Annotated in this window: 19 protein-coding genes; 10 read left to right on the forward strand and 9 right to left on the reverse strand. The window is 41.8% G+C overall.

Translation table 11 applies throughout. The annotated features are described in order from the left end of the window. Positions 1-130 precede the first annotated feature (130 nt). The 6 genes from L3V77_RS07915 to L3V77_RS07940 all read left to right on the forward strand — a co-directional run bounded on the left by L3V77_RS07915 (position 131) and on the right by L3V77_RS07940 (position 6,622). On the forward strand, positions 131-718 hold the full coding sequence (locus L3V77_RS07915) for a TfoX/Sxy family DNA transformation protein (RefSeq protein WP_275136516.1): 588 nt from the start codon (positions 131-133) through the stop codon (positions 716-718). Positions 719-906: 188 nt separating this feature from the next. Beyond that, complete coding sequence (locus L3V77_RS07920; protein ID WP_275136517.1) at positions 907-1,932, forward strand: ABC transporter permease subunit; 1,026 nt, start codon at positions 907-909, stop codon at positions 1,930-1,932. A 4-nt stretch (positions 1,933-1,936) separates the two neighbouring features. Further along, entirely contained in the window at positions 1,937-2,980 is a 1,044-nt protein-coding gene (locus L3V77_RS07925; RefSeq protein ID WP_275136719.1) for an ABC transporter permease subunit, read from the forward strand. A gap of 107 nt (positions 2,981-3,087) precedes the next feature. Further along, positions 3,088-4,890 (forward strand): extracellular solute-binding protein, encoded by a 1,803-nt coding sequence (locus L3V77_RS07930; RefSeq protein WP_275136720.1) that lies wholly within the window; start codon positions 3,088-3,090, stop codon positions 4,888-4,890. A gap of 56 nt (positions 4,891-4,946) precedes the next feature. Beyond that, positions 4,947-5,795, forward strand: coding sequence for an ABC transporter ATP-binding protein (locus L3V77_RS07935; RefSeq protein WP_275136518.1), 849 nt, complete (start codon positions 4,947-4,949; stop codon positions 5,793-5,795). An 11-nt stretch (positions 5,796-5,806) separates the two neighbouring features. Then, positions 5,807-6,622: an ATP-binding cassette domain-containing protein gene (locus tag L3V77_RS07940; protein ID WP_275136519.1), complete on the forward strand. Its 816-nt coding sequence runs from the start codon at positions 5,807-5,809 to the stop codon at positions 6,620-6,622. Positions 6,623-6,811: 189 nt separating this feature from the next. On the opposite strand, the gene L3V77_RS07945 is transcribed toward L3V77_RS07940, so the two are convergent. From L3V77_RS07945 to L3V77_RS07955, 3 genes are all read right to left on the reverse strand, one after another. Further along, the gene (locus tag L3V77_RS07945; protein ID WP_275136520.1) at positions 6,812-7,357 is read right to left on the reverse strand and encodes a hypothetical protein; all 546 of its coding nucleotides are present in this window, start codon (positions 7,355-7,357) and stop codon (positions 6,812-6,814) included. A 202-nt stretch (positions 7,358-7,559) separates the two neighbouring features. Further along, positions 7,560-8,057, reverse strand: a complete 498-nt coding sequence (locus L3V77_RS07950; RefSeq protein WP_275136521.1) for a response regulator — start codon at positions 8,055-8,057, stop codon at positions 7,560-7,562. Further along, positions 8,054-10,015: an ATP-binding protein gene (locus L3V77_RS07955; protein WP_275136522.1), complete on the reverse strand. Its 1,962-nt coding sequence runs from the start codon at positions 10,013-10,015 to the stop codon at positions 8,054-8,056. The genes L3V77_RS07950 and L3V77_RS07955 overlap by 4 nt, the downstream gene beginning before the upstream one ends. 171 nt (positions 10,016-10,186) lie before the next feature. Between L3V77_RS07955 and L3V77_RS07960 the strand changes: the two genes are divergently transcribed. Further along, positions 10,187-11,449 (forward strand): DUF945 family protein, encoded by a 1,263-nt coding sequence (locus L3V77_RS07960; RefSeq protein WP_275136523.1) that lies wholly within the window; start codon positions 10,187-10,189, stop codon positions 11,447-11,449. 141 nt (positions 11,450-11,590) lie between these two features. Continuing rightward, a complete protein-coding gene (gene serC / locus L3V77_RS07965; protein WP_275136524.1) occupies positions 11,591-12,673 on the forward strand; it encodes a 3-phosphoserine/phosphohydroxythreonine transaminase in 1,083 nt (360 codons plus the stop codon). Positions 12,674-12,764: 91 nt separating this feature from the next. On the opposite strand, the gene cydC is transcribed toward serC, so the two are convergent. From cydC to L3V77_RS07995, 6 genes are all read right to left on the reverse strand, one after another. Further along, complete coding sequence (gene cydC, locus L3V77_RS07970) at positions 12,765-14,486, reverse strand: cysteine/glutathione ABC transporter ATP-binding protein/permease CydC (protein ID WP_275136525.1); 1,722 nt, start codon at positions 14,484-14,486, stop codon at positions 12,765-12,767. Further along, complete coding sequence (gene cydD, locus L3V77_RS07975) at positions 14,479-16,266, reverse strand: cysteine/glutathione ABC transporter permease/ATP-binding protein CydD (protein WP_275136526.1); 1,788 nt, start codon at positions 16,264-16,266, stop codon at positions 14,479-14,481. Before cydD ends, cydC begins: the two co-directional genes overlap by 8 nt. 177 nt (positions 16,267-16,443) lie before the next feature. Continuing rightward, positions 16,444-17,409 (reverse strand): thioredoxin-disulfide reductase, encoded by a 966-nt coding sequence (gene trxB, locus L3V77_RS07980; protein WP_275136527.1) that lies wholly within the window; start codon positions 17,407-17,409, stop codon positions 16,444-16,446. A 148-nt stretch (positions 17,410-17,557) separates the two neighbouring features. After that, a complete protein-coding gene (locus L3V77_RS07985; protein WP_275136528.1) occupies positions 17,558-18,928 on the reverse strand; it encodes a DASS family sodium-coupled anion symporter in 1,371 nt (456 codons plus the stop codon). Between the two features lie 110 nt (positions 18,929-19,038). Beyond that, a complete protein-coding gene (locus L3V77_RS07990; protein WP_275136721.1) occupies positions 19,039-19,764 on the reverse strand; it encodes an ElyC/SanA/YdcF family protein in 726 nt (241 codons plus the stop codon). 57 nt (positions 19,765-19,821) lie between these two features. Further along, positions 19,822-20,145 (reverse strand): DUF3392 domain-containing protein, encoded by a 324-nt coding sequence (locus L3V77_RS07995; RefSeq protein WP_275136529.1) that lies wholly within the window; start codon positions 20,143-20,145, stop codon positions 19,822-19,824. A 142-nt stretch (positions 20,146-20,287) separates the two neighbouring features. Between L3V77_RS07995 and L3V77_RS08000 the strand changes: the two genes are divergently transcribed. Together L3V77_RS08000 and L3V77_RS08005 are read left to right on the forward strand one after the other, a co-directional pair. Beyond that, positions 20,288-22,636, forward strand: a complete 2,349-nt coding sequence (locus tag L3V77_RS08000) for a helicase-related protein (protein ID WP_275136530.1) — start codon at positions 20,288-20,290, stop codon at positions 22,634-22,636. A 382-nt stretch (positions 22,637-23,018) separates the two neighbouring features. Further along, positions 23,019-23,396: a transporter gene (locus L3V77_RS08005; protein WP_275136531.1), complete on the forward strand. Its 378-nt coding sequence runs from the start codon at positions 23,019-23,021 to the stop codon at positions 23,394-23,396. Positions 23,397-23,408: the final 12 nt, after the last annotated feature.

Here is a 23,408-nt window from a genome sequence, read left to right on the forward strand (position 1 = left end):
GCATGTCCAGTAGTACCATGATAGCGTTACTATTCTAATAATTATATCAATTACAATAATTTAAGTTTAATTCGTCGTTGAAGGCATTGAAGTTTGTAGAAATTAATATGTTATTTCAGAGGTGAAATTAATGAATAATTCAGACTTTTATGTTTACGCAGGAAAATTTGGTGTTTTTCAGAAACACTCTATGTTTGGTGGGATAGGGCTATTTATTCAAGGTGCTATGTTTGTTTTGATTTTTGGTGATGCTTTGTATTTGAGGGGAGGAGGGCGTCTAGACGCGGACCTACGTGCCTTGGGCTGTAATCGGTATCGACATGTTAAAAAACAAGCTGTTGTTACGGTCAACTATTACGATATATCAACACTTTATAGCAGAAGGTATTTAAGGCTTGATGGTCTTATTGAACGTTCAATTCGATTGTCGATTGCCAATAAGGCATATCGACGCTCCGTCGAGAGTAAACGGCTAAGGGACTTACCCAATATGCGATTAACCTTAGAGAGGATGGTTAAGAAAGCGGGTATCTCAGATGTCAGTTCATTTATGGAGTTTGGTGCTGCTGAAGTGTATAAAAAAGTGCGACATCAATATGGTGAAAATACAGATATTAATCTGTTGTGGAAGTTTGCTGGCGCGGTTGAAGGTACTCACTGGAGCTTATTGAGTAATAAAACGAAAAAGGAATTGAAACGTACTTGTGATCTCTCTTAACGCGATGCCCAGTAGAAATTAATACTAAAAACCTAGCCCTCGCTAGGTTTTTTTCATTTCAAACGCAACAATATCTACTTTTACTGGAACTAAAGCTAATATTAACTATATGATTACTGAGAATATGCATGATATCTTGAAATACGTTTTAGTTTGCCTGTAACCATGGATTGGGAGCGCAATATTTAGTGCTTGATTATTTTCTACGTAGAATGATGTTAGTTATCCCCACTTTTATAGGGATTACTATTCTGATATTCGCCATCACTCGCCTTGTCCCGGGTGGACCGGTTGAACGCATCCTTTCTAGTATTCAATTTAATAGCAGTGAAACGGCAGTCAGTAATGATGTAGGCGCAAGCTCGGCACTTTCAAAGGATCAAATTGCACAACTCAATGAGTTTTATGGATTAGATAAGCCCGTAGTGGAGGCGTACTGGGAATGGTTGACCAAAATCATGTCTCTAGATTTTGGCGAATCAACACGCTACTACGAACCTGTGACCGATATGATTGCAGAACGTTTGCCAGTCTCACTGTTTTATGGCGGTATGACATTTTTTATCGCTTATTTCATATCAATTCCATTGGGATATTTTAAAGCACTCAAACATGGTTCGGTGTTTGATTCACTTTCTTCTATTGCGATTTTTATTGGCTACGCCTTACCCGGTTATGTGGTTGGTGTTTTGTTGATTACTTGGTTTGCTTACAATTTGGAGTGGTTTCCAATGGGTGGCTTTGTCGGCGATGATTTTGACGACTATGAGTCCTTTTATGAGCAAGCTAGCGATGTGTTATGGCATGCCGTATTGCCACTTATCTGTTATCTGATTGGTGATTTTGCCACTCTGACAATGACAATGAAAAATAACTTAATGGAAAACCTGTCGGCCGACTACATTCGCACAGCAATCGCGAAAGGATTACCATTTCAACAGGCCGTACGGAAACATGCGCTCAGAAACAGTCTTATCCCAATTGCGAGTCATTTTGGAAATTCGTTGCTCTTTTTCATGACGGGTTCATTCCTTATCGAGGTAATCTTTGACATCAACGGTATTGGTCTTCTTGGGTATGAGTCTATTGTTGAAAGAGATTATCCAGTCGTGATGGGAATTGTTGCGGTAAATGCATCGATGTTATTGGTTGGCAATATTCTTTCTGATATGTGTGTCGCTCTTGTCGACCCACGTGTGAAGTTTGGGGAGTAAAATGATACTAAAAATGGACCCCTTAACTCAAAGGAAATTTAGACGTTTTAAAGAGATAAAACGGGGATACTGGTCATTCTTGGTTCTATCAACGCTTTTGGTGCTGTCTATTTTTGCGGAGATGCTTGTTAACAGCAAGGCCTTAGTAGTGAGCTATCAAGGCACGTATCACTTTCCTGTTCTTTCTGATGTCATTCCGGGGACGGAATACGGTCTTGATTACCTTTCGGAGGCAAATTATAGAGAACTGAAGCAAAAATTTGTCGAAGAAGATCAAGGTGATTTTGTTGTGTTACCTATTATTCCCTGGAATCCATATGAACAAGACTATAGTGGCGATTATCCGCCGACAGCACCAGATGTGAAAAGTAAACATTATTTAGGGACGGACATTATCGGTCGAGATATTTTGGCTCGATTGGTATATGGGTTTCGCATCGCGATGGGGTTCGCATTGATCACTATGGTTATTTCTTATGTGATAGGTACAGCAGTTGGCTGTGCAATGGGCTTTTGGGGCGGAAAATTTGATCTCATATTCCAGAGGGTGATAGAGGTATGGTCAATGGTGCCATTTCTGTATGTCATTATGATTTTGGTTTCAATTATTCAGCCAACGTTCACGCTTTTTGTTTTTATTAATGTGCTGTTTGGTTGGATGGGGATCACTTGGTACATGCGAACGATGACCTACAAAGAGTCAGCAAGGGAATATGTACTGGCAGCTAGGGCCTTAGGGGCTTCTACTGCTCGTATTCTATTTAAACATATCCTACCAAATACTATGGTCATGATTGTAACGTTAGCGCCATTCACTATTGCAGGTAACATAACCGCATTGACCGCGTTGGATTACTTAGGTCTGGGATTAATGCCGCCTACGCCTTCATGGGGAGAATTATTACAACAAGGAAAGTCTAACCTAGACTCCCCCTGGATAGTTATGTCGGTTGTTACATCAATTGTTTTGGTACTCGTTATGGTGACATTTATCGGAGAGGCTGTTCGTGCGGCGTTTGATCCTAAGAAATTCACACGGTATAGCTAAGGTCTGTTGGCCTTTCGATATTATTTTTCAGCGTATGACCACCAGTCCCTAGGTCTAGCGCACACAAGGATGTAGATATGAAAATGAATAAAATTTTAGCGACAATTATGTTCTCCGGTTGTTCTTTTTTCGGTTGGGCAGACCAACCCTTACCCTCGAATCTAGTCTGGGAAACCAATTTGAGCGATCCGCTTTTTGCCTCTGCAGATGCGCAATTTGGCGGCACTTTTCGCACTTCTATTGCAAGCTTTCCGCAAACATTCAGAACCGTAGGACCTGATGCAAATGGCTCCTTTCGCGCTTGGTTGCTCGACGCGCATCCGTCTTTGGTTAGTAAACATCCTGATACGGGTGAATGGATCCCAGATATTGCAACTGAATGGGCATTTAGCGAAGACCATAAAACGGTGTTTTATAGGTTGAATCCTGAGGCGAAATGGTCAGATGGCGAGGCTGTAACCGCTGATGACTTCACTTATGTACTCACCTTAATGCGTTCGAAGGATATTGTGGCGCCGTGGTACAACACCTATTACAACACCGTATTGAAAGATGTAGTGAAGTACGATGATCATACTATTTCCGTCACATTGTCTGAAGCGAAAGACAATAAAGACCTGTTGGAAAGCACGAGTATGGCGCCAAGACCAAAACATTTTTATAAGCCAGATATCGACAAGAACGGGGACGGCGTCGACGACAATTTTGTAAGAAAATACAATTTTAAAGTAGAGCCGACCACATGGGCCTATGCCATAGATAAGGTAAAGAAAGGTCGTTCGATCACCTTTAAACATGTAGGTGAAGATTGGTGGGGGTATAGCAACCCTTATTATAAAAATCGTTACAACGTAGAAAAAATTAGAATTCAGGTTATTCGTGATGATGATATCGCGAGAAAGCATTTTGAAAAGGGTGACTTGGATTCTTATCACTTAGTTCGTCCTACTTTGTGGCATGAGAAATCAAGCGGAGAAATATACCAAAAAGGGTACGTTCAAAAATTTTGGGGATTCAATCAGGTATCTCAGGGGGCAGGTGGGATGTGGTTGAATACCGCCAAACTTAAATTGAGTGACATCAACGTACGTAAAGGGGTTGCGCATGCGACAGACTTTGATGGCATGATAAAAAATGTATTACGAGGCGACTACTCAAGGCAACCGAACGGAATGGGCGTGGGTCAAGATAAGTTTACTAATGAGTTGATAACCGCACCTGTTTTTGATCCGGCTTTAGCGGCTCAATATTTTGATAAGGCAGGTTTTGCCACTGTCGGTTCTGATGGTATTCGAGAGAATGCGAAAGGTGAGAAATTGACATTTGCCATCACCTATTCAGCAAGGTTCCATACCCCAAGATTGGCTTACTTAAAAGAGCAGGCGAAGCTTGCGGGAATGGAGTTTACGCTAAACCTTATCGATGGGTCGTCAGCGTTCAAATACGTGAGCGAAAAGAAGCATGAGATTTCGTTCCACGGTATGGGGTCAGGTTCACAACCTCATTATTGGGAGTATTTGCATTCCGTAAACGCAAATAAGCCACAAACCAATAACTTCACAAATTACAGTACACCAGAGTTGGATAAACTCATCACGGAGTTCCGTTCTGAATTCAGCAGAGAAAAGCGCGAAGATTTATCTCGAACCATTCAGAAAATAGTGGATGATGCGAGCATCATTATTCCGGGCTACATGGTTCCTTATACACGCAGTGCACATTGGCGTTGGATGAAGTTTCCGGCGCAACCAATGACCAGAAAAACAGAGAGTTTATTTAGTACTGGCGCACCATCAGACCTTGGTACCTATTGGATTGATCTGGAGGCTAAAAAGGAAACGTTAGCCGCGATGAAAAAAGGCACGTCGTATGAACCGGTAACGACAATCAATGATACATATAAGTTTTGATGAATCTGTCCAAGCTTCTAGGTTTCTAAACGAATATAGGTCAAAGGGAGAAGAGGATGGTAGAAGCCGAGATAATTTTGCAAGTGCGTGATTTAGAAACGGAGTTTATTACTGATGATGGTACGGTTAAGGTACTTCATGGCGTGAATTTCGACGTACAACAAGGCCGGACACTCGGGTTGGTTGGTGAGTCTGGTTGTGGAAAAAGCGTCACATCTATGTCTATCCTAGGCTTGCTACCGAAGCCTTATGGGAACGTAACACGCGGCAAAATCTTATATAAGGGCACTGACTTACTCAAACTTCCTCCTGAACAAATGTATGCGATGCGAGGGAATAACATCTCTATTATTTTCCAAGATCCGATGACGGCGTTAAATCCAGTACAGACGATCAAGGCGCAGATCGACGAAGTTTTGGTATTGCATCGCAAAGAGTTAAATAAGAAGCAGAGATTGCAGTTTTCAATTGAGATGCTCGAGAAAGTGCGTATTCCAGAGCCTGAAAAAAGGTTGACTGAATATCCGCACAATCTTTCTGGCGGAATGCGACAACGCGTAATGATAGCGATGGCATTGGCCTGTAAACCCGACATATTAATCTGTGATGAGCCAACGACTGCTTTGGACGTTACTGTACAAGCATCCATATTAACGTTGATGACTGAATTGCAAGAAGAAACAGGAATGGCGATAATTTTCATTACTCATGATCTCGGTGTTGTTGCCGAAATGTGTGACGACGTTGCTGTAATGTATGAGGGGAAAATTGTTGAACAAGCCGATGTGTTTGAATTGTTTGATTCGCCAAAAAACCCTTATACGCAAAAGTTACTTAGGTTAATGCCGAATCTAGATAACCCTCCTAAGCAGATGATTATCATTGATTTTCCACATGACAGTTAAGAGCGATACGCATGCAAGAAGTGATTCGAATTGAAAACCTAAAACAATACTTTACATCTGGAAGCGGTGTGTTTCGTAAAGGATACACAGTGAAAGCGGTCGATGGCGTGTCACTTCATGTCTCTAGAGGCGAGACATTAGGACTCGTCGGTGAGTCAGGTTGCGGTAAAAGTACCTTGGGGCGTTCAATACTAAAACTCTACGAGCCAAATGGGGGGAAGATATTCTTTGAAGGACAGGACATCACGGGATATACCACTAAGCAGATGCGCCCTTTAAGAAAAGACATGCAGATAGTGTTTCAGGACCCGCTCGAATCACTTAATCAGCGACATACCATTAGCATGATTATTGAAGAACCATTTATTATCCATGGAATTGGTACGAAGGAAGAGCGGAAGAAATGGGTTGAAGAATTACTTGTTAAAGTGGGGTTGTCGAAAGAAGCGAAAAATCGTTATCCCCACGAGTTTTCGGGTGGTCAGAGACAAAGAATTGGTATTGCAAGAGCGATTGCCCTCAAGCCTAAGCTGCTAATTTGTGATGAGTCTGTATCGGCTCTCGATGTTTCGGTTCAAGCTCAGATATTAAACTTATTGCTACACCTTCAGCAAGAAATGGACCTTGCGATGATATTTATCTCGCACGATTTATCGGTCGTCAGGCATGTTTCTGACCGAGTTGCTGTGATGTATTTCGGCAAAGTGGTTGAACATGGGACTGTATCTGAGATCTTTGAGTCACCTAAAGACGATTACACAAAGACATTGCTTGCGGCTATTCCTGTCTCTCACCCAAACCAGAGAAAACGCAAGTCACAAAAATGAATATAAGCCGTTTAAATTACCTATTGAATAGGATTGGTATAAATAGCATTGATAGCATATAGAGTTTAAAAAGGCCGTTAAGGCTGTCTTCAAGCGGTGGTGAATATCAGAAATCAGATGTAAAAAAAACCGAGTTACGTGTATTCGTATCTCGGTTTTTTGTGTTTAATAGCGAACGATTTATTGGGTTTACATTTTAAATCGTGTTGTAAGCATTAACTGGTCGCCATAAAAGTCATTGATTTTACCTTCAATACCAATGCTAAATAATTCTGTTGAATGGAAACGAGCATAGACGGAACCGATGATATCGTCGTCGTCGTCAATATCTACATAGCCGACTTTACCACCAAGCTCTAACTGAGGCCCTATCCATTGGCGAATACCAAGGTTAATTTCCATTCCAAGATCGCTACTGGCATTTTTCTTGTCAACACCACGTAAAAGCATCTCACCGGTCAAGTCTGCCCAGTTATTAATTGGTGCGTGGAAACCAAAACCAGCGGCAAGGTTATAGTCGCTCTCGAATTCTGAATCAACTCTTACGACAGCATGCGCATTCGGGTGAATAGACGTACTGTAAGCGCCACCGAAAGTAACAGGGTCAATGCCAATGCGAGCTTCAACATAGTCATAGTTAAAATTGCTCATAACGGATGGGCTGTTTGGATCTGAAGCGGCAAATGCAGAGCTAGAGGTAAGTGCAAGAGCGGCAATAAAAAGTATTTTTCGCATAATTAAAGTAAACCTATGTCCTTCAAGTTAATTCGGTAGTAGCAAAATCACATTACTATTTTTCTAACCATATAATTTTAAACACTTCCCGTCATTAAATAAATGGCGTTTCGACTATACTTGTTTGAAAAGCAATCAATTATTACGCCATTTTACCTTGCATCATGATGTAACAGTCAGAAAATGAATTAAAGTGTGATTTTTATTCACCAAATTGACTGCGTTTATCTGAAATTGCGTTGAATATTTTTTCTGTATCAAGTATTCGGCCCCAAGGCATAAGATCCGGTTCATTTTCAATCATATATTGCGTTAACTGCTGGGTCAGAGTCTTGAGCAATTCGTCACCATGCCATGGTTTGGCAATGTAGAAGTCTAAGCTTGCGCTGTTTACCGCATTTATTGTCGCTTCTAAGTCGGCTTGTCCTGTAAGGAGCAGTTTTCTTGCTGATTTGGTTTCTTTTGCTTCGTTCAGTTCAATCAGAAAGCTAATTCCAGTTTGTTCGGGCATTATGTGGTCACATAGAATCAAGGCCAATTTAATATCATCATCAGCGTTTTCTTGAATAACCTCTTTGGCTTCTGCCACTGATTCTGCTCCCTCAATTATAAAGTTATCTTCAAACCGGGAAAGGTCTTGTACTACGCTGTCCAATACTTCGCGTTCATCATCTACACAGAGAATGAGATATTTATTCATCGTATTTCCTTATCAGTATTTACCACAGTGTTTGCAGGTTGAAACGGCAGCCATACAATCATTTTGGTGTATTCATCTGGGTTAGATTCAACCTCTATCCAACCGCCATGTTGGGCTAAAATTTGGTGACAAACGGAAAGCCCAATACCTAAGCCAAAGTTGCCCTCTTTTTTTGTTGTATAGTTTAATTCAAATATCTTATCTTGTTGTTCTTGAGGAATACCGTGACCATTGTCTTCAAAGGTAACCTTGGCATAGAGTAAATCATCCTTAATTACTTGTTCTGAAGAAATCTTAAGACAACCATTTTCTGGGAATGCGTCAACAGCATTGGATACAAGGTTGGTCCAAACTTGTTGCATCGCATTGGTCAAACAGAGAATATCCGGCAGGTCTTGATACTCTTTAATCACGGTATGTCGCTTAAGCTTATTTTCAAAAATGACCAGTGTATCCTCGATACCTTCATGAATATCGATAACGTGCATGATCTCGTTATCTTGGCGTGCGTAGCCCTTTAAACTCTTAACCATATCCGCAATACGCTTGGCACACACCTGTATGGAACGAAGAGTGGAACCAGTGACATAGTACTTCTCTAAACCAGCGATGGTGCCAGCGAGATCCTTGCTCTCTTTACCGAGTTGTAAAATCTCAGATAGGTCTCGATGTAAGTTGAGCTGTACGACTTTCTTGGCGAGTTTTTTATCGTTAATATCAGACAATATATTTTTGGTTTGTTGCCTAACATCCGATGTCGACATTGGTCGAGAATGCATTGATTCTCTTAATATATTGGCACCTAGTTCCTGATGCGATGTCGGTAGTGGAGAGTGTATAAGTTCATCAATCTTAGATGTTAAGGTATCTGCGCCTCGCAGAATTGCAGCAATAGGGTTGTTTAGTTCGTGTGCTACGCCGGCAACTAACTGGCCTAGCATGGCCATTTTTTCTCTTTCTATTAGTTGTTGATGTGCAGTTTCAAGCGACTCATAGGTCCTTTGCAATTCAAGCTTTGTGTTTATGCTCCTTTGCAACCTTCGATTGAAATGCCGCAGCAATATGTTCGTAAATAGAGGCAGCAATTCACTGTTTGAGTTCAGGACTTCAGAGAAGATATCTTTGTCCAGTTTAATTACTTTTGTTTCCGTCAATGTAATCGCTGTTGAGAAAGAGATTTCACCAGTAACAAATGACATACCGCCAACCAAGCTACCTTTTGAATGCCTGACAACCTCTCGTTGAATAGAGAGATCATCGGCCTTATATAGCGCGACTTCACCTTCAACGATGAACCATAGAAATTCATTAGGGTCGCCTTCTACAGTCAATAAATGGTCAGAAGAGTAGGTTCTACATGCTCTAGAATCGTCTTTCTCTGCAAAAAATTTCAGCAACGATCCAATAAACTGATCGGTAAGATAGGAGTCACTTAATCGATGGAAGTCATGGATGAAGCCGGAGCGAAATGAGTCAAGTTTGTTCTCTATATGCGCACTTAATATTCGAGATTGATCCAATATAGCGCTGTAGTGAAGCCAGTCTGCAGCTGGGGTTCCGAGAATAAATGTTGTCAGTTCTTTTTTTGCGGTTTCTAAAATCGCATCTTTCTTCAATGGCTTAGTAAGGCAATGATCCAAACGTCCTTCGTTGACGGCAGAGAGAATGGTATTGATGTCTTCACCATCACTGACTAATATTTTGCGAGCGTCTTTCGTATGATCTTGTCGATCCAACTGAATCAAAAACTCAGCGGCATCAAATGACTGACTTGAAGCCGCGATCGCCATGGCGACGGATTGGCCACGTTCTTGGACAAATTCTAATGTCTGTTGAGCTTCTTCTGGTGAATCAACGCAACAGATGTCGAAATGCGTTGAGAGAGAAGCAAACTCCGTTCTCAACATTTCTACCGATATCGGGTCATTATCTAGATAGAGCAATACATATGGAGTCACAGTCACCTCGTAGACGTTTTATTTTCCAATGTAACAATTTTCTACCTTTCGATATGAGAGGTGAGTAAAACTCTTCACTCACCACATTTGAAAACTCTGATTTAACTCAAGGTTTTAACTTATTGTTAACTGAGCTAGACTCAATGTTTTAAAACCATTAAAAGTGAACACATGCAACAGTTGAAAAAATATGGAGCGATAGGTGGTGCGTTGGTATTGGTGGCTTGTTGGCCTTTAGCCGTCGGGCAGATCGCTCAAAATGTATTGAAAGATGGAATAAGGTCCTTAGACTCGAGTGAAATTTCAGCTGAAATCGTCAGTTATGAAAGAGGTTACCTATCTGCCGTCGCTACTACAAAATACATTATTGAAGATCCGGCTCTCAAAGAACAGTTTGTTATTGATGGTTTACCGACTGAATTCATTCTTAAGCATGATATCAAACATGGACTTATTCGTGTTGCAACCGAAACCAATTTGGTTGACTTCGATTCTCTACCTGCAACGTTATCGACCATTACTCAGTTAAATGGCAACACTGAATTTTCATTAGATATGGATAATGTAAATTATGAAGCACCAGACTCCTCTGGCACTTCTATCTATCTAGCCGCGTCTCAAATGACGGGAAATGCAACCGTATTAGGCGAAGTCGATTTAACCTTTAAGTTCCCATCATTACAGGTGCATTTTGGCACTGGCGAGAGTATCAATATTTCGTCTATTACTGGATTTGCGACAGGTAAAAAAGTAAACGGTTTTTGGCACGGAGAACAGCAAGTGAATGTGGCCAATTCAGCCATGTTGATGCCAGACGGTACTGTGTATACCAGTGCGAAGGATTTTAGCTACAATTTTAGTTCTTCTACCGATGAAACAGGTGAAAGGTTAAACACAAACCATATTGTTAAAGCAGGCGATATTGTCACCAGTGAAGGTGCGTTGAGTAATCTGAATCTTGATTTTACGATTGGCAATCTAGACAAAAATGCCTTTGAAGGTTTGGTTGGTTTATATCAGTCTAGCCCCATAGTTGATGAAACCGTAATAGGTCAATCTACTCCTTTGATAGATGCGTTATTTAGCCAAGGATTTCAGGTTGCACTTAATGATCTAGAATTGACCCTTGGTGAAGGCTTGTTTAAGTCAAGTTGGTTATTGGAAGTACCAAAGGGCACGGATGACGTGAGCCAAGACTTTAGCAAGGTTATTCCAGCGTTGACCGGTAAGCTCAATACCTTCGTATCGAATGATTTAGTAAAAGCGTACCCTTATATGCAAGAGGGGATTGATGAGATGGTTATTATGGAAATCATGCTACCCACGGATGATGGTTACACAATAGACGCTGCTGTTTCAGAAGGAAATCTAGAATTTACCAGCGGGCAAAAAATCCCGCTACTAGCCATGTTTATGTCAGTAATGATGCGATGATCGTGGTGATATTTTAGAAAAAACCCGCATTCATTTAAAAGAGGTCATTCGACCTCTTTTTTGTGCTTTTTCTGTTGCGCAAAACGTGCTATTACTGGTTCCAGTTCACAAAAATCAGATTAAGCAGGAGCATATATCATCATGGGAACGATCTACAATTTCAGTGCAGGACCAGCGGCTTTGCCAAAAGCAGTAATGCAAAAAGCGCAATCCGAATTAGTTGACTGGAATGGACAGGGCACATCGGTGATGGAAATTAGTCACCGTAGCAAAGAATTTATCAAAGTAGCGAACGAAGCAGAACAAGATCTTCGAGATTTGCTGAGTATTCCTAATAATTATAAGGTGCTTTTTTGTCATGGCGGAGCACGCGCTCAGTTTGCTGCCGTACCGATGAACCTGCTCGGAACAGCGAAAGTCGCCACGTATATTGATGGTGGATATTGGGCTGAAAGTGCAATTACTGAAGCGACTAAATACTGCCAACCAGATGCATTTAACGCAAAGACAGAGATTGATGGAAAGGCGGCGATATTACCAGCCAGAGAATGGAAGATTTCAAAAGAGGCAGCCTATGTTCACTTTTGTCCAAATGAAACCATTGACGGAGTTGAAATCAATGACTTGCCAGTAACCGACAAACCTATCGTCGCGGATATGTCGTCCACTATATTGTCTCGTCAAATCGATGTCTCTAAATATGGTGTTATCTACGCTGGCGCTCAGAAGAACGTCGGACCAGCAGGTATATGCATTGCTATTGTTCGTGATGACCTTCTAGAACTCGCCACGGAAACCTTACCAAGTGTGCTTAACTATAAAGTGCTCGCGGCTAAGGATTCTATGTTTAATACCCCTCCGACTTATGCATGGTATCTGTCTGGGTTGGTTTTCAAGTGGCTCAAAGAGGCCGGTGGTGTAGAAGCTATCGAAAAAATTAACCGTGAAAAAGCGGCGTTGTTGTATGCCGCTATTGATGAATCGGCGTTCTATAATAACGCCGTTCACACGAACAACCGTTCGTTGATGAATGTGCCTTTTCAACTCGCGAAACCAGAATTAGACAATACGTTTCTCGATCTTGCAGATGCGGCAGGTTTAAAGGCGCTGAAAGGGCATAGAGCGGTGGGTGGTATGCGTGCTTCGATCTACAATGCGATGTCATTAGAAGGCGTTCAAGCCTTGGTTGAGTTTATGAAGAAATTTGAAGCTGACTATGCCTAGTCGTTTGCTGAAATAATAAAAACCCACCGGCTATTCAGGTGGGTTTCTAACAAGCCTATTAAAACCGGTCGTGGTTACACGTTTACTATCGTTACAAAGTTTGATGCAAACGGTGGTAGCGTCCTTGTAAACCAATCAGTTCATCATGTGTGCCTTGCTCAACAATAGCGCCGTCTTCAATCAGACATATTTGATTCATCGCCTCTAAACCCACTAAACGATGGGTGATAAAAATCACGGTCTTTCCTTTGAAATGTTGGTCAAATAAAGTGATAATCTGGCGTTCCGTTTTTTTGTCCAAGCCTTCTGTTGGCTCATCAAGTAATATGATTGGTGCGTTATGCAAAATGGCTCTTGCAATACCGATACGACGTTTCTCTCCACCGGAAAGTTGACGGCCACCGTCACCCAACCATGTATCGAGACTCTTACCTTCTAATAGTGCTTGTAACCCCACTTTGTGCAGTACTGATTTCAGCTCTTCATCAGAGGCATCGGGTTTCGCGATAGCAAGGTTATCTTGTAGCGTGCCATTAAGAATATCGACGCGTTGGCTGACGACCGAGATAGTATTTCTTAGCGTGTTCTCACTCACTTCCTTTAATGGTGTGGAGGCGACAGAGATCGAGCCATCTGTTGTATCCCAATAGCGACAAAGTAGCTGTATGAGAGTGGATTTACCTGACCCTGTTTGACCAAGGATAGCGACACGTGTATTACTGGCTATGTGCAGGTTAAGGCTATTGATAATGGTTTGTTCCGAATCATCATAACGAAAACTGACATCATTAAATTGAATGTCATACTTTGTTGAATTAAGCTCTCCCTGCTCAGGAAATTTTACTTCCGGTTCAGCAAGGATTATTTCATTCAGTCGTCTAGCGGAGGTGAGCGTTTGTCCTAGGTACTGGAATGCACCTGCTATCGGCATTAACATTTCAAAACTAGCCATAGTGGCAAAAGCAAATAACGCGATCATCGGGCCTGGTGGATTACCGCCAACGCCATCTGCTGCGAGCCACAAGATCAGTGTCAATGTCAGCCCATTTGCTAGCATGAGCAACCCGCTTGCCATGCCCGTTAAATTTGCATTTACGAACTGATTATTTAGCAACTTAGTTTGTGAATTAAGAATCGCATTCCGATAGCGTTCTTCTGCACCAAATAAAACCAGTTCACTGTGTCCTTGCAACCAATCGAGTGAGGCGACGCGGAGATCGGATTTTTGGGTGGTGAGTTGCTGACCATTGTGTTTACCGAGTTTGTAAAATACGACTGGCCAGATAATCAATAGTGACATTAATATGGCACCAAGGATTAAACCTAAAGTAAGGTCGAACCAACTTAGAAATAGAGTAAGCGTCGCAATACCCAACGCACTCACAACTACCGGACTAAGCAGTCGAAGATACACATGGTCCATCGCATCGACATCGGCGACTAATCGATTTAATAAGTCACCATCACGTAGATTGGCGATACGGCCGGGGACGAGCGGGGCCAATTTCTTGAAAAAGAAAACCCTGAGTTCTGTTAACAATTTAAATGTTGCGTTGTGGCTTACTACACGTTCCCCCCAACGACCTGCAGTTCGGCCCATTGCTAAGCCGCGTACTGCACCGCCGGGTAACATGTAGTTAAAGGTTTTTCTGGCCACGCTAAGACCCGCAACGGCAGAGGCTGAAATAAACCAACCAGAAAGAGTCAACAAACCAACAGAGGCGAAAAGGGTCGCAAACGCAAGCAGCATACCTGCTGAAAGGCCGAACCAATGTTTTTTATAAAGCGTTATATAAGGCAATAACTCACGCATCGAGATCTCCTTTTCCTTCTTCTTGTGCACTGTTTTTCGCATCTAACATGCTAGCGAAGAGTCCATGGCTTTGTTTAAGTTCCTTATAGGACCCTGATTCGACAATGCACCCCTCCTGCATTACAAAAATCTGTTCAACGTTTTTGAGTTGTGAAAGTTGATGTGTAACGATGAGAGTTGTGCTTTGGTTGATCTTGTTTTGTAACCCTTTCATAACGAGCTTTTCGCTGCGTGCGTCAAGGCTTGCAGTTGGTTCATCCAATAGCCAAAAATTGCCTTTTTGTAACATGGCACGAGCTAGGGCTAATCGTTGAGCCTGACCGACTGATAAACCACCAGATCGGTCACTGACCTGATAATCCAACCCATGTTGAGAGACAAACTCAGCGGAATAGGACTCTTTGAGAACAGAATCAAGTTGCGCAACAGAAACATCGTTGTTGCCTAACGTAATGTTATCTTTAATAGTGCCGTGCAGAAGCAGCGGGTTTTGCCCAACCCAACTGATCTGGTCACGCCATTGAACAAGATCCGCATCCTTAATCTCAACATTATTGATCTTCAAACTTCCTTCGTAAGGTAAAAAACCAAGGATAGCGTTGATAAGGCTGGTTTTACCTGCACCACTTGGTCCGATAAGTGCCGTCATTTGATTAGGTTTTATGCTAAATGATAAAGGTCCTACCAATGTTGACCCTTCTGGGCTTTTGACGACCAAGTCATAGGCTTCTATTTTGATGGAGTTAACATCGCAAATAGGTTCGTGTCCAGACGATTGATGTGACACCTCGGTATTTAAGAAATCAACAATACTTTCCGCAGCGCCGACCGCTTGAGCCTTTGCGTGGTAAAAGGTGCCGAGATCTCGTAAAGGCTGATAAAATTCAGGTGCCAGAATAAGAATAAAAAGACCAGAAAATAGTGTAATGCCGGTTCCGTAATACCCAAAATCGAGCTCGCCAATATAACTGAAACCGAAGTAAACAGCCGTAATCGCGATGGATATAGAAGTGAAAAATTCCAAAACAGCCGACGACAGAAAAGCGACTTTTAGGACGTCCATAGTTCGGGTTCTAAACACCTCTGAAGCGCCATGAAGTGTCTCTTCTTCGGCTTTCGTTCTATTGAATAGACGGATAGTAGTCATAGATTGCAAACGGTCATAAAAATGGCCAGACAGACGTTGCAAAGCTTTAAAATTCTTTCTGTTGGCTTCAGCGGCTTTCATGCCAACCAATGCCATGAAAAATGGCACCAACGGTGCAGTGATAAGGAAAATCAACCCTGCCGCCCAGTTAGTCGGGAATACTACAACGAGAATAACCAAAGGAATTAACACAGAAAGAGACATCTGTGGAAGATAGCGAGAAAAGAAATCCTGCATATCCTCTACCTGTTCTAATAACAATGTTGCCCACGTTCCGGCGGGTTTTCCTTTGATATAAGCCGGTCCAACAGCGCGCAACTTATCCAAGATAAGTTGGCGGATGTAAATTCTAATTTGCTCGCCAGCGCGAAAACCAGCGATCTCTCTTCCCCATGTGCAGGCTGAACGAGCCACAACCGTTAGCGCGAGGCCTAGGAAGTAGGGAACAAGTTGACGCTTATCTACATTTTCTATAATAAGCTGATGCAATATCGATGCGAGTAATCCTGCCTGAGCAAGTAAGACAATACTAGAGAACACCCCTAGAGAGACGCTAATAAGCAGCCATCGCTTAGCCAGTTTACCTTGAAGCTTCAGCCACTTATTGAGGTTTTTTTGTTTTGTTTTATCCATTTACGTTTAAGGCTTCTTTATTTGGACCTGTAGATTTTATGAGAAAAAAATCTGTAGATTCATTCGTTATTTAGAATAAGAGGGAGAGTATACAAAAAGAAAACCAGCGGGAATACCGCTGGTTTATAAGGTTATGATAGAAAGCGGTTAATTAATGCAATAAATAGAGATAATTGGCTACTTATTGCTATCGGCTAGTGCGTCTAAGTATCGCTCGGCATCGAGTGCCGCCATGCATCCGGTGCCAGCCGATGTGATAGCTTGGCGATAGTTTTGGTCCATAACATCACCAGCAGCAAATACGCCTTCAATACTGGTTTGCGTCGCATTGCCATTCAATCCTGAATTCACGACCACATAGCCATTGTTCATATCGAGCTGTCCCTCAAAAATGCCTGTATTTGGATGATGACCTATTGCGACAAAAAGCCCCATTACCTGAAGTTCCTCTTTTGTATCGGACAAGGTATCTTGTAAACGAACCCCGGTAACCCCCATATCATCACCAAGTACTTCATCTAAAGTACGGTTGGTGTGCAGGACGATATTGCCATTGTCCACCTTATCTTGGAGGCGCTTCATCAATATTTTTTCAGCTCGGAACCCTTCGCGGCGATGTATTAGATGAACCTCAGCCGCAATATTTGCTAAATATAGGGCTTCTTCAACCGCTGTGTTACCTCCTCCAATAACCGCTACTTTTTGATTCTTATAAAAAAAGCCATCGCAGGTTGCACATGCGGATACACCGCGGCCTTTGAAAGCTTCTTCAGACTCCAGTCCAAGATATTTTGCGGTAGAGCCTGTTGAAATAATCAAGGAGTCGCAACTGTAGACCGCACTGTCTCCAGTTAAACGGAATGGCCGGTTCTCTAAATCCACGGTATGGATATGGTCAAATAGTATTTCGGTATCAAACTTTTCGGCATGTTCTTTCATGCGTTCCATCAGGGATGGACCCGTTAAGCCTTCAGCATCTCCAGGCCAGTTTTCCACTTCCGTCGTTTCGGTAAGTTGACCACCTTGCTGTATACCAGTAATAAGAACAGGTTTTAGGTTTGCTCTCGCAGCATATACTGCCGCGGTGTAACCTGCTGGACCACTGCCCAATATTAGTAGTTTGCTATGCTTAACTTCGCTCATAGAGCTGACTCCGAAATAGTTATCAATTTTGATTGTGATTGTAGGGAATAAATTAGGGTGTTGAAAGCAATTACAGGCAATTAATAGTTATATTTTATAAGAGAAAAGTGACGATAGACAAAATGAGCAAAGGTTAGTGGTCTCTAAGTCACCAGAAAAAGTGTGCAATTATGGTTAAAACGGTGATACAAACGATATTCAATACGAAACCGACGCGCATCATATCCTTTTGTTCTATGTGACCAGAGGCAAATACTATGGCGTTTGGTGGTGTCGCGACAGGGAGCATGAAGGCACAGGATGCAGACATAGCAATAATGAGTGACAGGATAATGGGAGAGACGCCAAGAACTTCGGCAATACTAGCGAATATTGGAATGAGAAGTGCTGCACTTGCGGTATTACTGGCGAATTCGGTTAGAAATACCACGAAAGTTATAATGGAAAGGAGGGTAATGAATAATCCCATTTGACTAAGTACATCGCTGAGTTCATTAGCAAGAAATACGCTCGTGCCTGTCTCTTTGAGTACATTACTTAGGCAAATTCCTCCACCAAAGAGAAGCAATACTCCCCAATCAACCGTTTTTTCAATATCTTTCCATTCGACCACACGCGTGCCTCCTAATAGTAAGATGGCGCCAATAGCGACGAGGGTATCGAATTTACTGTATCCCCCTAAAAAGGCGTTAATAGGCCGACTGAATATCCAGAAGCTTACGGTTAATGCGAAGATAACTAAAGTGAGTTTTCTCTTTGGCGTCCATTCCAATGTGGTGTGGTGTATCTCAAATGATTGGGAAAGATTTGGTTTGGTGAGTAGGTATAAAGCGAGTACGGCAATCGGGAGCAAAGTCAAAGACACGGGTAACCCTAAAGCGACCCATTGGGTAAAGTTTAAACCGAGTTCTGCGGCAGCAATTGCGTTGGGAGGAGAGCCCACAAGTGTTGCAATACCGCCTATAGATGCGCAGTAAGCGATGCCCAATAAAACAAAGACATAGGTGCTCTTGTATTTTTTCTCATCGACATTGCTCATTACACCTAAAACAAGCGGAAGCATCATGGCAATGGTTGCCGTGTTTGATATCCACATTGAGAGCCCTGCGCTAACGGTAAACAACATCAATACGGCGACGGACATTTTGCCTTTTGCCGCAATCAATACTTGATCCGCAATTGCTTTATCAATTTTTTGCTTATGCAGAGCGGCCGCTAAGGCAAAACCGCCTAGAAAAATAAAAATAATAGAGCTAGAGAAATAACTTAGGGCTTTTGATGTGTCGAATATATTGAATACTACGGCTAATACGGGTACGAGAAGGGCGGTGATACTGACGTGTAGTGCTTCGGTTAACCAAAGAATGGCGATAAACATAAGAATACTTAATCCATGCACAACGCTTGTTTCAAATGATAGAGAGTTGAGCATAAAGATAAACAGACAAATGTCGGCCAGAATAATAACGGTATTTTTGTTTATATAACTGTTTATTTTATCAGACGTAAGATTCTTCATAGTTCGCCCCTTTCGCTCAGTCGTTCACTATTTAGTATAGGACGCTAAGTTATTGGGTAAGGGGAAAAAGTGAAGGGTTGGATATCTAACGAACAATTTAATGATCTGTCTTAAGTTCCTGCTTTGATCGTCAGTGTTTTATCGACCTTGGTGCTCGTGACACTATGCTTGATAGGTTCTTTGGGGCCCAAAAACTTCGGTTGAGTTTCAAATATATAAAGGTCTAGTAGCGCTTTTACTCGGGCAAAAACTTCTCTAAAACGTATCGTTAAGCCAGAGTGCTGTTTTGGGCCTGGAACGGCAAGGCACACTGCCTCAATATCGTAATATTCCGCTATGAATAGTGCTCGTTCGCAGTGGAACTTTTGAGTGACAATAATAAACTCATCGGCTTCGAAGATTTTTTTTGCGCGAACGATAGAATCCAACGTTCTAAACCCTGCATAATCGAGGTAGATAGCTTCTTCGGGTACGCCTGCTTTCAGTAGATCTCTTTTCATTGTCCATGGTTCGTTGTATGAACGATGGGCATTATCGCCACTAAGTAGAAAGGCGTCGACCTTATCATTTTTGAATAAAGTAATGGCGGCGTTAATTCGATTTGCATAGTAGTCGTTAAGTACTTTTCCCAAGTACTTACTTGTGCCTAAGACCAATGCGACATCATAATTCGGTAAGTGAGAGGGTTCAGTATAGATGTCGTTTTTTGTTGACCAACTAAAGACACGATCAACAAATACCAAAGCCAGGACAAAAGCAATACAGAGCGCTGTTACGCCCAATATAATGACCCTTGCGGATGCTCTGCCACGTAAAAAACTTGGTTTACTCACCATCTTTTTAGTCGCTGTCGGAAAATGCCCAAACACATTAAATCTTTCCTAATTCGTAAATCATACATGGCGCTGCCTTTGTGCCCAGATACCAATGACAATAAAGCAAGAAACGATGGATACTAATAATAGCCCAGTATTTAAAGTCTTTAGCCACAAAGATAGGTAAGGTGAAGCCTTAACTATTAACAAGCCATAACCAAATGCATTCAGCAGTACAAATGCGAAAGTTCGCACAATAAAATGCTGTCGGACCATCACTTTTCTTAGCAGGCGATTAATGTCTCCGCCTAAAATAACCAGCATACATGCAATAAAGGCGATAGAAATCTCAGAGATATAAGGGACAATGTGCCTTCCAACTGGAGCAAGAATGTCAAACATGGCTTAACTTTTAACCTAACGTATTCTTAATAAGAGGATTCTATCAAATATCAATCTATTGTCTTGTGTTGAATTGATTTTTCTCATTGTATAAAATCGGTATAGTAGCCCTTCATGCATCCTCACCTCTTTGAGTTAGACCATGCTATCGCTCCCAATCGACAACATTAAAAGTAAATTTCTACAGATTCTACCAAAGCATCATATCGTCGTTGAAGCAGAAACGGGCTCTGGAAAATCAACCAAACTTCCTTTATGGGCATCAGAACATGGCCGCGTACTGGTCATAGAACCGAGGCGAATAGCGTGTACGTCCCTAGCGACTTATCTAGCCAAACAAAATGGTTCTGAGTTGGGGGACAATATTGGCTATGCAATAAAGCTTGAATCTTGCTTTAGCATAGAGACCAACATCGTTTTTGTTACCCCCGGAGTTGCACTAAGGTGGTTTTATGACGATAGATTAGCAGAGTTTGATATCGTGTTAGTTGATGAATTTCATGAAAGACGATGGGATACTGATCTACTCGTCGCTTTATTACAAAAAACACAAGGACACCGACTGATTATTACCTCCGCAACCATAGAAGGAGATAAACTTGCACGATATATCGGCGCGAAGAGGTTAATTGCACAAGGCCGTCAATATAATGTGAGGTTAATTAATAAGAGTTTAGATTCGCACTATTTACCAGACAACAAAAATAGTGTGCAGAATGCGGCAGATTGCGTGAAATCGGTTTACCAAGACACCCCTGGCGACATACTTGTCTTTATGCCTGGCAGAAACGAAATTACTCAATGTGTCCAATCTCTGTCTAAGTTAGAAAATGTCGAAGTGGTGATGCTACACGCATCGGTTTCTGACAGTGAACGGCAGCGAGCGTTAACACAATTGGGTAAGAAGAAAATTGTGGTGGCCACAAATGTTGCAGAAACGTCGTTGACGATACCTAATATTACCTTGGTCATTGACTCCGGTTTAGAACGAAGAACATTGCAACGTAATGGTCGTACTGTATTGAGCTTAAGAAGCATCTCAAAAGCGAGTGCAAAACAGAGGTCAGGTAGAGCAGGGCGTGTGATGGATGGTGAATGTATTCGTCTCTATGGAGAACATGCACCATTAGAAATGGTAACACCACCAGAATTACTGCGCGAAGAGTTGTCTGAGGCCATGTTAGCGTCCGCCTGTTGTGGATTTGAGTTAGGTGAACTCACGTTCTTAGATGCTCTCCCCGAAAAATCGCTTACGCAAGCAAAATTAGTATTGTTAAAAATGGCCGCGATTGATAACAACGGAGTGGTTACTGAACATGGAAAACGGCTTTACCCGCTACCCATCGATACGCTATATGCCGACCTGTTAACTCGAATGCCTTGTAATGCAACGAAAGAAGCTATGATCGATTTAGCGGCGGCGCTTTCGGTGCCTGCTGCGCTTTACCAATTGCCGAGTGATGAACACGGTCTAAACAAAATTGCGCAATGGGAACCCAATAGTTGCGATGCTGAGATCTTGATAAAGATTGTGCGGGGAGATGTCCAAGATAATATTCAATTAGAGATTGATGCAGTTAGAGAAGCAAGGAGGCTCGCTCAGCAAATGCGCCGCGTCTTTCATTTGCCAGAGCTTGAAGTAGCGTCTCGTTTTAAGCGGGTTGAATTTGTTTCAGCGATAGCAGGGAACCATCCTGAATTGGTGTTTGTTAGACGGAAGAAAAGGCGACAGGCACTCGGCAATGGTCTTATAGAGATGGTTCCTGCACGAAGCAGTCGATTTTCTGATGGTGATGAGGCTGCGATAGTCTTGGATCAACACAGCCTGCCCGGGAAAGGGAGCAAACAGACACTCAATCTGGCAACCGTGATGTTACCTATCCCTTTAAATCTTATCGCCCGATTAGGGTTAGGCGAGTGGATACAGGGTAAGACGACGATCATAGATGGTCAATTATACAGTCAGTTGTCGTTGATATTCGCAGGGCGAGAAATCATGAATCGGCTTGTTGAGCCCGAGGGAGACCAACTGTTAAAACCATTACTAGACGCAGTTTTAAGACAAAAAGTGCTTCCAGGTTTTGCGAACAAACGCAGGCAAGAGATTGATCATTGGTGTCTTTTTACAGAACTAGGCTTGGATGAGAGATATTCTGGCCCGCAATCACTAACTTTTGAAGGTTGGTTTATTCGTCAGCTAAAGGATCTCGGTGTCGATAAGCTAGATGAATTATTACTTTTTAGCGAAGATGACCTTCTTTTTGCGGGGATTCCTTATTGGGAATATGATGATTTTTCGCAGAAGTACCCATTTCGTCTCAATCTTGGAGACCTACATCTAAAAGTAGAATATGTGCCGAGCAAAAAGCGGGTATATATTTTGTATGAGAGTGGTTTGCGTAAAAGCGAACCAAAACGGTGGGAGTTACCAATCTGGTCTGGATGGCGTATTCAGTATAAAAAATCGAGTCGAATAGTAGACATCAAATAAGAGTAATTAACCACAAAGTGACTTGTTAAATAATAATTTATTAGCCTCAAATTATTCGTTTAAATAATTATTTAAACAGTAAACTATCAGTTTAAATAATTATTTAAACAGTAAACTATCAGTTTAAATAATCTAAATTTGAATAGTAGTCTGCCAGTCTGCTGTCCTATTATTATTAGAACTGTGTTTAGTGGATAAATATTACAAGGCGTAATGTTATAGGTCTCATTACTGTAGGTTTTTTGTTAAAACCTTGGTTTTAGTATGCTTTAACTGAGATTCAGCTCATGAGAACAGAACAATGTACTATATTCTATTGCTAACTGAGCGAAGGTGTTGAATAGTAGTACCGTTGTTTTACCGCTATCGCTTGGGGGGCATAATGGAAAAGCAAGAAACGATATCAGCTGTATTTGATTACACATCATTTTTAGGTGCTAGTTGTAAAAAAAAGTGGACCTTTATCGAGGCGATTGGATTTTTTTCGCCTATCTTTGGTACTGTTTGGAAAAGCAACATCGATGAAGCTCGAAAACCTGAAGATAGATTATGGGACCAAGCCTTTAATAATCTCTCAGCGCAGAGTAGTGATGAATCAAACCTAATTAGTCTGGTTAACCTAGCAAAGCATGAAGGTATAAAAGAACTCCGACTAATGATGCCTTATGAGCTTGATGAGATCCAAATAGAAAAAATCATCAAACACACCAATGCACAAGTTAAGCATATAACTCAAGATGAGTTATTCGTCCAAATATAATAAAAGGGACAC

Source organism: Vibrio sp. DW001, assembly GCF_029016285.1.
Lineage (GTDB): Bacteria > Pseudomonadota > Gammaproteobacteria > Enterobacterales > Vibrionaceae > Vibrio.